We start from the raw sequence: 11,927 nt of genomic DNA on the forward strand, positions 1-11,927 counted from the left end.
AGCCTTCCACTGGCATCCTGTGCGTAATACGTAAAAAATCCCTTCCAGCACTTTCCTTGGCGGTATCGGAGGACGGCCTTGTCCGGGTGCGTGTTTATACTTTTTCTGCGGGTCCCGCTTTTTTACTGGTATCTTATCCTTGATTTCTTCCCAAAACTCATCCGATATTGTCCATGACTGATAAGATTTCTTCTCTTTCATTCTTCTCTCACCAGTCCCTATTTTACACCTTGTTTTAATTTATGGATAGGCTCTTAATTATGTGGTTTCTTTTCCCCTCCTGCGGCGGGAAAAGAAATGAAAAAATTCATCTGCGTTTATTGAAATCTCTGTAAAAAAACATAGAAGGAGCATTCATTATGAAATCGATCAAAGCAGCATCTGCCCTTTTCGCGGCGGCCCTCTCCCTCAGCCTGCTGGCCGGGTGCGCCGGCACCGCCGGCGGCTCTTCCTCTCAGGCGCAGTCCACGCCCGCCGCGTCCGGCGACAGCTCGCAGCAGACCGTTACCCTCAAGGGAATTGTCGACCTTGTCCCCCACTCGGAAATCATCAAATACGTCACCCCCAAGCTGGCAAAGCAAGGAATCATCATCGATCTGGTGGCAACGGCAGCCGACAACACCACAAACGAAAAGCTTGCGAAGGGCGAAATCGACTTTAACTACTTTCAGCATGAACCGTACCTGGAGGAATGGAACAACACGAACGGCTTCAATCTGGTCAACGCCGGGGATATTCACGTGGAGCCCATTACAGCTTATTCCGACAAATACAGCTCTACGGATAAAATTCCGGAGAATGCGACCGTCGCCATCCCGAATGACGGCACCAACGAATACAGAGCCCTGCTCATTTTAGAGCAGAACGGCTTTATCAAGCTGAACGAAAAAACCGCCACCTCTCTGAGCGCATCGGTAACGGACATTCAAAGCTATGTGCGCCCGATCAAAATTGTAGAGCTGGATTCGGCGCAGATCATCCCCACCAAAGCCGACTACGATTTCTTCATTACAAATACCAACAAGGCGCTGGAAGCGAAGATCACCTCCACCAAGCTGTTCAGCGAAAGCGGAGACAGCCCCTACGCCAACATCATTGCCGTGCGGGAAGAGGATAAAGACAATCCCGCGATTGCTGCTCTGGTAAAAGAGCTGCAGTCGGAGGATACCAGAAAGTTCATTGAGGACACCTACAAGGGCGCTGTCATTCCGGCCAAACTGGGTTCCTAATCCCCTGCTGCCGGTCAGTCCAAAACAGAAAATCTGTTCCGCCATTTTATGCAAGCTTACCGTCGAACCATTTTCACACTGGGAGGGATTGTCACTTGAAACATTATGAATTTATCGAGTCCGCACTGATTCATGGCGGCATTTACGGTGATGAACGCACCGGCGCGGTCAGCACGCCGATCTACCAGACCTCAACCTTCATGCAGGATGAGCTGGGAAAGCACCGCGGGTACGAGTATTCCCGAACCGGGAACCCGACCCGCGAGGCCCTGGAGGCGCTGATCGCCGAGTTAGAGGGCGGTGAAGCCGGTTTTGCCTTTGCGTCCGGCATGGCGGCGATCACCGCCGCACTCAGCCTGTTCCAGAGCGGCGACAGGATCGTGATTTCCAGCAACGTATACGGCGGAACCTTCCGTGTTCTGGATCAGATCTTCCGGCACTTCGGTTTTGCATATACCATCGCGGACACCACCGATCTAAAGGCATTGGAAGCCGCCATCACGCCGGATGTAAAGGCTGTGCTGGTCGAAAGCCCGGCAAACCCGCTGCTGACGGTGACCGACCTTGCGGCGGCCGCCGAGATCGCGCACCGCCACGACGCTCTTCTGATTGTGGATAACACCTTCATGACCCCTTATCTTCAGCGGCCCCTGGAGCTGGGTGCAGACATTGTTCTGCACTCGGCCACCAAATATCTGGGCGGCCACAGCGATGTGATCGCCGGGCTGGCGGTCGTAAAAACAAAGGAGCTGGCCGAGCGGCTTCATTTTATTCAGAATGCCACCGGCGGAATTTTACAGCCGTTTGATTCTTATCTGCTGATCCGCAGCATCAAGACCCTCGGTGTGCGGATGGACCGGCACGTGGAGAATGCCGAAGCGCTTGCCAGGCTGCTGCGTGATCACGAGGCGGTAAAGACCGTGTACTACCCCGGCCTGCCCGACGCGCAGGGTTTTGAAATCAATGGCCGGCAAGCCAAAAACGGCGGCGCCATGATCTCTTTTGAGCTGAACGAGGGCTATGATATCCGCAGGTTTTTTCAAAATCTGCGCCTGATCGCCCTGGCGGAAAGCCTTGGCGGAGTAGAATCGCTGGTGTGCCACCCAGCCAGCATGACCCACGCCTCCATCCCCAGAGAGATTCGCCAGAAGGTCGGGATCACCGACGGGCTGATCCGCCTTTCGGTGGGCATTGAGAATCTGCGCGATTTGATACAAGACCTGCGAATGTCGATGGAGGGGGCAAAAGTATGAGTTTGTACCCCTCCATGCAGGAGCTGATCGGGAACACGCCGCTCGTACGGCTTTCGCAGCTTGGGTTCCCGGAGCAGCTGAACGTCTATGCCAAGCTGGAGCTGTATAACCCGGCGGGCAGCGTCAAAGACCGAATCGGCAGATCGATGATTGCGGACGCCGAAAGCCGCGGCATTTTAAAGCCCGGCAGCACCATTATTGAAGCCACCGCAGGCAACACCGGGCTTGGAATTGCCTTTGCAGCCTTAAACCGCGGCTACCGGCTGATCTTTGTGGTGCCGCAGAAATTCTCTCAGGAAAAACAGACGCTGATGAAAGCGCTGGGCGCCGAAATCATTCACACCTCAACGGAGGAAGGAATGCTGGGCGCAGCCAGAAAAGCAGAGGAGCTGCGCACAGAGATCGCCAACTCCGTCTCTCTGGAGCAGTTCAAGAACCAAAGCAACCCGCAGGCCCACTACGAAACGACCGGGCCGGAGATTTACCGCGACCTTGACGGCAAAATCGATTATGTGGTGGCCGGCGCCGGAAGCGGCGGCACCTACACCGGTGTTCTGCGGTATTTAAAAGAGCAAAATCCGGCGATCAAGGGCGTTCTGGCCGACCCGATCGGCTCCACCATCGGGGGCGGGGAGCACTCCAGCTATGAAATTGAGGGCATTGGGAACGACTTTATCGCCGACACAATGGATATGAGTCTTGTTGATCAGGTCATCAAGGTCAGCGATGCGGAAGCCTTTGAACAGGTGAGAATCGCCGCGAAGAAAGAAGGCATCTTTGCAGGCTCATCGTCCGGGGCCGCGCTGGCCGCTGTGAACAAGCTGACAAAAACCGTTTCTTCCGGAACGGTCGTCGTCATCCTCCCCGACAGGGGCGAACGATATTTCAGCAAGCACATTTTCGGCGAATAGACGCTCCTTTCCGTTTCAGCATCCGCCATTCACCGCTAACGATACATCACCGGATACTCGTCATGAGCCCCGGGGAATTGTCTGAATAAACAGGAAATGAACTGAACACCCGAAGAAGGGGGAGCAAAAATGAGCTATGATTTCGATACTTTGAAAGTGCAGGCGGGGTACCGTGCGTCCGAACACAACTATGCCGTATCCGTACCGATCTACCAGACCACGGCGTTTGCGCTGGGGGACAGCTACCGCGCCGATCGTCTGTTTTCTTTTTCGGAAAGCGACCCCATTTACACAAGGCTTTCCAATCCGACTGTCGACGTTCTGGAAAAGCGCGCCGCCGCGCTGCACGGCGTATCGGACGCGATCGCGCTTGCATCAGGTATGGCCGCAGTTTCCTATGCACTGCTCAGTGCCGCCGGGAAGGGCGGAAGGATTCTGACCACCGCCCGCCTGTACGGGGGAACTGTGGACAGTTTGGGGCACTTGTTCCCAGAACTCGGCGTCAAGATCGATTTTGTGGAAAATCCCGACCGCATAGAGGAATTTGAGGAAAAGCTGGCCCCCGACACCAAGGCGATTTTGATTGAGAGCCTGACGAATCCCTTCGCGACCATCCCGGATTTTGAGGCGATTGCCCGCATCGCCCATGCCTACGGAATTCTGCTGATCGTTGACAACACCGTGGCGACTCCGTACCTTTTTAACCCGTTTGAACACGGCGCGGATATTGTGGTTTACTCGGCCACCAAGGCGCTCTCCGGCCACGGGAATGTCATTGCCGGCCTGGTGCTGGAAAGCGGAACATTCGATTACGGCAACGGAAATTACCCTCACTTTGAAAAGCCGCTGTGGTTTTTACGCGATGAGCACGACGAGCCGCGCAGCATTCTGCAGGTTTTCCCGCAAAATCCCTTTACCGGCAGGCTTCGGGCAATCCACCTGAATTATCTCGGCGCGGCCTTGAGCCCCTTTGACGCGTATCTGGTGCTGATCGGTCTGGAGACCCTCTCGGAACGGGTGGCAAAGCAGGTTTCAAACACGCTTGCGGTTCTGGAATATCTGGAACAGAACGAGCATGTCCTGTGGGTGCGCTACCCGTACGCCCAGGGCAGCAAATACCGCGCTTTGGCCGACCGTTATTTCCCAAAGGGGGCGGGTTCTATTTTATCCTTCGGTTTTCGCGGCACGGAAGAACAGAAAAGAGCCTTTCTGGCCTCTGTGAAGGTGTTCGGCTACCAGGCCAATATCGGTGACGCCCGCTCGCTGATCATCAATCCCGCGCAGACCACCCACGTAGAGCTGACCGAGGAACAACGGTTACTCGTCGGGCTTGAGGTTTCCACCATCCGCCTGTCCCTTGGGCTGGAAAGCCCGAAGGATTTGATCGAAGACCTGCAGCAGGCGTTCGACAGCGTCTTTCAGGACTGATTCCATGGACAGCAGCACAAATCGACTTTCGATCCGGCCCGCACAGGAAAAAGATGCGGAGCTCATTCTCTCGTTCATCCGGGAGCTGGCCGTTTATGAAAATATGGAGGACCAGATCACAGCGACCGCAGAGGATCTTCGCCATTCCATCTTTGAGAGGCAGCAGGCAGAGGTCATCATCGGGTGGATCGATCATCAGCCCGCCGCATTCGCGCTGTATTTCTACAACTATTCCACCTTTCTTGGGAAAGCAAATCTGTTTTTGGATGATCTATATGTCAAAGAAGAATTTCGCGGGCAGGGCATCGGCAGGGCCATGCTTCAATACCTGTCTCAAATCGCGGTCAAAAATAGCTGCGAGCGTCTCGACTGGCTGTGCCTGGACTGGAATCTTGCGGCGGCGGGCTTTTACAAAGGGCTCGGCGCACAGGTACTGGATGACCGCCGGGTATTCCGGCTCAGCGGCGAGCGGCTGGCCGCCTTTGCCGCATCGGAATGACCCACCACTTCATCAGGAGGAATACCATGAGTAAAATTAATTTGCAAATACCGGAGGTTTCCATCCGGGAAATACGCCTTGGCTCCATCACGGGCTTTCAGGGCGGCGCAGAAGAACTGGTAAACTGTTCGCGCTGCGGACTAAAGGACAAAAGCCGTTCCTTCTCCCAGTGCCTTGGCTGCTCTACCTCACAGGCAGCGTGTATGGTAATTTTGGTGCAGGACGCCGCCGTGATCAGCCACGGGCCGGTCGGCTGCTCCTCCTGCTTCCATGAATTCGCGTTTACCTACCGGGTCAACTCCCCCCTGCGGGGGGTGGAGCATCCGACACAGCGAAAGATATTCTCCACCAATTTACAGGAGACCGACACCGTATACGGCGGCGCACAGAAGCTCACGAAGGGAATCCACGAGGTGTATGAACGCACGCACCCGAACGCCGTATTCGTGCTGACCACCTGCGCGGCCGGGATCATCGGCGACGATGTGGAAAGCGTGTGCGGCGAAGCAGAAGAGGAGCTGGGCGTTCCCGTCATTGCCATTTTCTGCGAGGGCTTTCGCTCCAAGGTCTGGACGACGGGCTTTGACGCCAGCTACCATGCCATCGCGAGAAAGCTGATTCAGCCAGCCCGCGAGCGCCGGAGCGATATGATCAACGTGATCAACTTCTGGGGCTCGGATGTGTTCGGCGACTGGTTCGAGGCATTCGGGGCAAAGCCCAATTACATTACCCCCTACTCCACCATTGAAAATCTGCGCCGCTCTTCGGAGGCCGCCGCCAGCGTTCAGATCTGCCCCACCCTCGGCTCTTACCTCGGCGCCGCCCTCGAGCAGGAATTCGGCGTTCCCGAAATCAATGCCGCGCCGCCCTACGGCATCGCGCAGACAGACCGCTGGTTCCGCGCGCTGGGGAAGCTGCTGCACAAAGAGGATGAGGCCGAACGCCTGATCGCGGCAAAACGGGCGGAATACCTGCCGAAAATCGAAGCGCTGCGGGAAAAGCTGCGCGGAAAAACCGCTTATGTCACGGCCGGTGCGGCCCACGGCCACGCGCTGCTCAACCTTCTCGGCGAGCTTGGAATGAAAGCAAAGGGCGCGGCCATCTTCCACCATGACCCGATCTACGACAACGAGAACGAAGAAAGCGATCTGCTGGTAAACCGTGTGAAGGAATACGGGGACGTCCCGAACTTCAATATCTGCAACAAGCAGGAATTCGAGCTGGTGAATATGCTCAACCGCCTTCAGCCGGATGTTCTTCTCGCCCGCCACGGCGGCATGACCCTGTGGGGCGCGAAGCTCGGCATCCCCTCCCTTTTGATCGGCGACGAGCATTTCAGCATGGGCTACGAGGGAATCGTACGCTATGGCGAACGGATTCTCGAAACGATCGAAAATGATGAGTTCGTGAAAAATCTGAAGCAGCACGCGATCAATCCCTACACCAAATGGTGGCTGGATCAGGAGCCCTATACCTTTTTGAAAGGGGGTGCGGCGAAATGAGCGGCATCATCGAACAGGAGCGCTACACCTGCGCCATCGGCGCGCTGCAGAGCGTGGTCGCGATTCCCCGGGCCGTGCCGATCCTGCATTCCGGCCCCGGCTGCGGCAACATGATCCAGGGCTTCTTCGAACGCTCTACCGGGTACGCCGGGGGCAGCACCTCCCCCTGCACCAATTTCACGGAAAAGGAAGTGGTGTTCGGCGGAACCGACCGCCTGCGCGAAAACATCGCCAACACCTACAAGATTCTGGACACCGATCTTCAGGTCGTCCTGACCGGCTGCACCGCCGGAATCGTGGGCGACGATATAGAGCCTGTGGTAGAGGAATTCCGCGAGGACGGAAAGCCGATCGTCTCTGTGGAAACAGCCGGGTTCAAGTGCAGCAATTTTGAAGCCCACAGTCTGGTGGTCAACGCGGTCATCGACCAATATGTCAGCCGCTTTGAAGAGGAAAATCCATTCCGCAGCGAAAAGAACACCGTGAACCTGTTCGCCTCCCTCCCCTATCAGGACCCGTTCTGGAAAGGGAACCTGCGGGAATACAAGCGCCTGCTGGAGGGAATCGGCCTTTCGGTTCATGTGCTGTTCGGCCCGGAATCCGGGGGCGTTCGCGAATGGCAGCAGATTCCGAAAGCGAACTTCAACATTCTGGTATCCCCCTGGTACGGCCTGCCGATCGCAGAGCATCTGGAAGAAGTGTACGGCCAGCCGTTCACCCAATACCCCAACATCCCCATCGGGGCCAATGAAACGGAGCGCTTTCTGCGCCAGGTGCTGGCCTTTGCGAACGAACAGGGCGCGGAGCTGGATTTAGACGCCGCGGAAAAGTTCATCCGGCAGGAACGCGAAGCCTACTACGAGGAAATCGATAATCTGGCGACCTTCCTGCTGGAATTCCGCTACGGCCTGCCCAACCATGTGCATATCGTGCACGACGCCGGTTATGTTCTGGGGCTTTCCAAATTCCTGCTGCACGAGGTCGGCATCGTTCCCAAGGAACAGTTTGCGGTAGACAATACCCCGAAGAGATTTCAGGAACAGATTGCGGCGGAGCTGCAGAGCACCTCCGACAAAAAGGTGATTCCGCTTACCTTCGAGCCGGATGCCGGCAAGGTTCAGGATACTATCCGTTCGCTCCATCACGGCGGCCGGGGCCTGATCATCGGCAGCGGCTGGGATAAGGAGCTGGCACGGGAAAAGGATTACGATTTTCTCTCGGCCTCTGTTCCCACCCCGTACCGGCTGGTGATGACGACCAATTATGTCGGTTTTTCCGGCGGGCTGCGGGTAATTGAAGACATTTACGGCACGGTTCTTGCGACCTATCGGTAAGGAGAACGCGAATGAATACACGAATTGCCTTTGCAAGCACCGACGGCTTTGAGGTCGACCAGCATTTCGGCAGCGCGCGCATCTTCCAGATTTACGAAACGGACGGTTCGGATTATCAGCGGGTGGAAACCCGAAAAACGGACGCTCTGTGCCAGGGAAGCTGCGAAGGCGGCTTTGATCACCTGTTTCAAGCGCTTTCGGACTGTGACGCGGTCTTTGTGCTGAAAATCGGCCAGGGGGCCAGCGCGTATATGATCAGCCACGGGAAGCGGGTATTTGAAGCCTACGGCTCTGTGGATGCGATTATGGAAAAGGTGATCGAAGAAAACCTGTTTCAGAAAGGGTGAAACATTTTGGCAAAAACATTTCGGGAGCTGACGCTGACGCATCCCTGCTTTTCCGTTGGCGATAAGGTCAATAAAGGCCGCGTTCATCTGCCCGTATCGCCCGGGTGCAATATCTGCTGCCGCTTCTGCGACCGGAAAATCAACGACGTGGATATCCGGCCGGGAGTGGCGTCGATGATCATCACACCGCAGGAAGCGGTGGAGGTGGTCCGCCGGGCCGTGGAGCTTTGCCCGGACATTACAGTGGCCGGGATCGCGGGGCCGGGCGATACGCTGGCGACGCCGTACGCGCTGGAAACCTTCCGGCTCATCAAGCAGGAATTCCCCGATATCATCAAATGTATGAGTACGAACGGCCTGCTTCTGCCGGAGTACGCGCAGGAGATCATCGACGTGGGGATCGACACCCTCACCGTCACCGTCAACGCGCTGGATCCGGAAATACAGGCGCAGATCTGCAGCGGGATCGTTTACCACGGCAAGCGCTACGAGGGGGTTGAGGCAGCGGAAATCCTGATCGAAAATCAGCTCAAAGGGATCGAAATCGTTTCGGAGGCCGGCATTACCGTAAAGGTCAACACGGTGCTGATCCCGGAGATCAACGCCGATCACATCGAAGCCGTTGCCCAAACGGTCGCCGAAGCGGGCGCGAGGATTTACAACATCATTCCGCTGATCCCGCAGCACGAGCTTTCGTGGTGTTCGGTTCCGGGGTGCGCCGTGCTGAACCAGGCGCGCTGCGAGGCGGAAGCATATATCGATGTGTTCCGGCACTGCCAGCGCTGCCGGGCCGACGCGGTCGGAATCCCCGGAGGAGAGGATTTTGCCCGGCAAATCTACACTCGTCCGGTGGTACAGCAAAACACTTTTTCTCACGGGTAAGGCCCTTGCGGGAAACCGGGCGAAATTCGAATCATAAGGGGGTGGTGTTATATGATGTGTGACTGTGAGCTTCCGGATTGTAGCCGTTTTTTAAAACCGAAAGGAGACTTGACATGTCAAATGACACAGTGCCCAAAACGCACTTATTCGATACCCTGAAAGTTCGGGCGGGGTATGATCCCAAGGAGCATCATTACGCCGTTTCACCCCCGATTTACCAAACCACAGCCTATGAATTTCGGGATGTGGAGAACGCCAAAGGCCTGTTCAGCTTTCAGGATGCGGGTTACCTGTATACCCGCATCGGCAACCCGACCGTAACGGTTCTGGAAGAGCGGGTGCGGATTCTTGACGGGGCCGCCGCGGCCATAGGCGTTGGTTCGGGAATGGCAGCCATCAGCTATACTCTGCTGAATCTGGCGGAGGGCGGCGGAAGGATTTTGACCTCCCCTTTCTTATATGGCGGAAGCGCCGACAGCTTTAAAAAGATTTATCCCAAACTGGCGATTTATTTCGACCAAGCCAAAAATATTGAGCAGCCCGAACGGCTGGCAGAGGAAATCACGCCCGATACCAAAGCCATCTACATTGAAAGCATCAGCAACCCCAGTGCGGTGCTGCTGGATGTGGACGCAATCGCGAAGGTTGCGCACGAGCACGGCATTCCGCTGGTCGTCGACAACACGGTGGCGACGCCTTATCTTTACAATCCCATTGCCCACGGCGCGGACATTGTGATTTACTCCGCCACCAAAGGTCTGAGCGGCCACGGCAACCTGATCGCCGGACTGGTTTTGGAAAGCGGTCATTTTGATTTTTCATCGGAAAAATTCCCTCAGTTTTCAGAAAAATACTATACCCTGCGCGATCAAAGCGGTACCCCGCGCAGCTATCTGGATGTGTTCCCGGCCTCTCCCTTTACATCGCGCATCCGCCTGAATTACCTCAACTATTTTGGCGCTGCGCTCTCCCCCTTCGACGCTTATCTGGCCATCATTGGGCTGGAAACTCTGTCGGAGCGGCTGGGGAAGCAATCTCATACGGCGCACACGCTGGCCGAATACCTGTCATCGCACGAGGCCGTGGAGTGGGTACGGTATCCCGCATTGAAATCCAGCCCTTATCACGCGCTGTATGAACGCGATTTTGGCAGGGGCGCCGGCGGAATCCTGGCTTTTGGGTTCAAGGGAACGCAGGCGCAGCGCGAAGCGTTTCTCGACGCTGTCAAGCTGTTCAACTACCATGTCAATATCGGGGACGCACGGTCCCTGATCGTGAACTCCCCCCAGACAACGCATGGGGAACTGGAACCGCACGAAAAATTGCCGGCCGATGTTCCGGAAAATCTGATCCGGATTTCTGCCGGGCTTGAGGACCCTGCCGACCTGATTGCGGACCTGGAACAGGCATTTCAAAGAGCTTTAGCCATCTAGCTTTAGCCATCTATTTGATTGAACGAAAGGAAGAGAAATGATGAAAAACAAAACCAGACTGACTGCAGCCGCGCTGGCGCTTGCCATCGCCGTAAGTTCGTCGGCGTGCTCGCCGAACACCAGTACCGTGGGGTCACAGGCCGCCTCTGGCACGCCTGCCGCAAAAACCGAATACAAATACGGGAAAATCGACCTTCTCGGCAAAGACGGCGCGCTTTGCGGAGCCCCGATCTACATTGCATACGACAAGGGCTTTTTCGCGGAAGAAGGCTTTGACGTGACCCTGATTTCCGCAGATACCGAAACCCGCAAGATCGGCCTGAACAACGGAACCATCCCGCTGGTCAACGGTGATTTCCAGTTCTTCCCTTCCATTGAAGAAGGCGTTCAGGTCAAAGTGGTAGACGGCCTGCATAATGGGTGCATCAAGTTCGTCGTCCCCAAGGATTCCAAAATCACCGGCGTCAACGACCTGAAGGGCAAAAAGATCGCCGTTGACGAAATCGGCGGTACGCCTCATCAGGTAGCGAGCGTATGGCTGGAAAAGGCGGGGATTTCCGCCAAACAGGAGGACGGCGAGGTCACCTTCGTCCCGTATACGGACGGAAACCTGGAGCTGGAGGCCGTAAAGAAGGGTGACGTCGATGTGGCCGCGCTGTGGGATCCGCTGGGTTCTATCGCGGAGGAAAGCGGCGATTACCGCGTGATTTTTGATTTGTCCAAAGACCCCACCTTCGCCGGGAAATACTGCTGCTTCCTGTACGCCTCTTCCAAAGTCCTGAAAGAGGATCCGGAAAAGGTATCCGCTCTGCTTCGTGCAATTCGAAAGGCGCAGGACTGGATTTCCAAAAACCCGAAAGAAGCGGTCGACATTATTTCCGACAAGAAATATTCTGCTATTGAGGATAAGGAACTGGCGGAAAAGCTGATCACCAGCTATGAGTATCCGTCCACTGAAAATCGCAAGGCCAACCCGGAACGCGTAAAAGAAAATGTACTGTATTTTGTGCAGCAGCTGAAAAACATCGGCTACCTGAAAACAAACGATCCGGATGCCTTCGCCAACCAGATTTTTGAAGAGGTAGACGTCACCTCAGGGACATAAAAGG

At 55.8% G+C, this 11,927-nt stretch carries 12 protein-coding genes; 11 read left to right on the forward strand and 1 reads right to left on the reverse strand.

The annotated features are described in order from the left end of the window. The coding region (locus HMPREF1141_RS12915) for a transposase (protein WP_035317125.1) at positions 1 to 201 on the reverse strand (201 nt) is incomplete at its 3' end. 158 nt (positions 202 to 359) lie between these two features. Between HMPREF1141_RS12915 and HMPREF1141_RS12920 the strand changes: the two genes are divergently transcribed. The 11 genes from HMPREF1141_RS12920 to HMPREF1141_RS12970 all read left to right on the forward strand — a co-directional run bounded on the left by HMPREF1141_RS12920 (position 360) and on the right by HMPREF1141_RS12970 (position 11,923). Then, positions 360 to 1,229, forward strand: a complete 870-nt coding sequence (locus HMPREF1141_RS12920) for a MetQ/NlpA family ABC transporter substrate-binding protein (RefSeq protein WP_009065152.1) — start codon at positions 360 to 362, stop codon at positions 1,227 to 1,229. 95 nt (positions 1,230 to 1,324) lie between these two features. Then, positions 1,325 to 2,482: a PLP-dependent aspartate aminotransferase family protein gene (locus tag HMPREF1141_RS12925; protein ID WP_009065125.1), complete on the forward strand. Its 1,158-nt coding sequence runs from the start codon at positions 1,325 to 1,327 to the stop codon at positions 2,480 to 2,482. Next, positions 2,479 to 3,393: a cysteine synthase family protein gene (locus tag HMPREF1141_RS12930; protein ID WP_009065132.1), complete on the forward strand. Its 915-nt coding sequence runs from the start codon at positions 2,479 to 2,481 to the stop codon at positions 3,391 to 3,393. The genes HMPREF1141_RS12925 and HMPREF1141_RS12930 overlap by 4 nt, the downstream gene beginning before the upstream one ends. A gap of 129 nt (positions 3,394 to 3,522) precedes the next feature. After that, positions 3,523 to 4,821: an aminotransferase class V-fold PLP-dependent enzyme gene (locus HMPREF1141_RS12935; RefSeq protein ID WP_009065159.1), complete on the forward strand. Its 1,299-nt coding sequence runs from the start codon at positions 3,523 to 3,525 to the stop codon at positions 4,819 to 4,821. 4 nt (positions 4,822 to 4,825) lie between these two features. Then, positions 4,826 to 5,320, forward strand: a complete 495-nt coding sequence (locus HMPREF1141_RS12940; RefSeq protein ID WP_009065154.1) for a GNAT family N-acetyltransferase — start codon at positions 4,826 to 4,828, stop codon at positions 5,318 to 5,320. Positions 5,321 to 5,346: 26 nt separating this feature from the next. After that, positions 5,347 to 6,822, forward strand: coding sequence for a nitrogenase component 1 (locus tag HMPREF1141_RS12945; protein WP_009065181.1), 1,476 nt, complete (start codon positions 5,347 to 5,349; stop codon positions 6,820 to 6,822). Continuing rightward, the gene (locus HMPREF1141_RS12950; protein ID WP_009065170.1) at positions 6,819 to 8,156 is read left to right on the forward strand and encodes a nitrogenase component 1; all 1,338 of its coding nucleotides are present in this window, start codon (positions 6,819 to 6,821) and stop codon (positions 8,154 to 8,156) included. Before HMPREF1141_RS12945 ends, HMPREF1141_RS12950 begins: the two co-directional genes overlap by 4 nt. A gap of 11 nt (positions 8,157 to 8,167) precedes the next feature. After that, on the forward strand, positions 8,168 to 8,503 hold the full coding sequence (locus tag HMPREF1141_RS12955) for a NifB/NifX family molybdenum-iron cluster-binding protein (protein ID WP_009065167.1): 336 nt from the start codon (positions 8,168 to 8,170) through the stop codon (positions 8,501 to 8,503). Between the two features lie 6 nt (positions 8,504 to 8,509). Next, a complete protein-coding gene (locus tag HMPREF1141_RS12960; RefSeq protein ID WP_009065186.1) occupies positions 8,510 to 9,385 on the forward strand; it encodes a radical SAM protein in 876 nt (291 codons plus the stop codon). Between the two features lie 113 nt (positions 9,386 to 9,498). Next, positions 9,499 to 10,818: an aminotransferase class V-fold PLP-dependent enzyme gene (locus HMPREF1141_RS12965; protein WP_009065130.1), complete on the forward strand. Its 1,320-nt coding sequence runs from the start codon at positions 9,499 to 9,501 to the stop codon at positions 10,816 to 10,818. Positions 10,819 to 10,858: 40 nt separating this feature from the next. Continuing rightward, positions 10,859 to 11,923, forward strand: a complete 1,065-nt coding sequence (locus HMPREF1141_RS12970) for an ABC transporter substrate-binding protein (protein ID WP_035317129.1) — start codon at positions 10,859 to 10,861, stop codon at positions 11,921 to 11,923. Positions 11,924 to 11,927: the final 4 nt, after the last annotated feature.

The sequence above is a fragment of the Clostridium sp. MSTE9 genome (genome assembly GCF_000277625.1).
GTDB classification, from domain to species: domain Bacteria; phylum Bacillota; class Clostridia; order Oscillospirales; family Acutalibacteraceae; genus Faecalispora; species Faecalispora jeddahensis.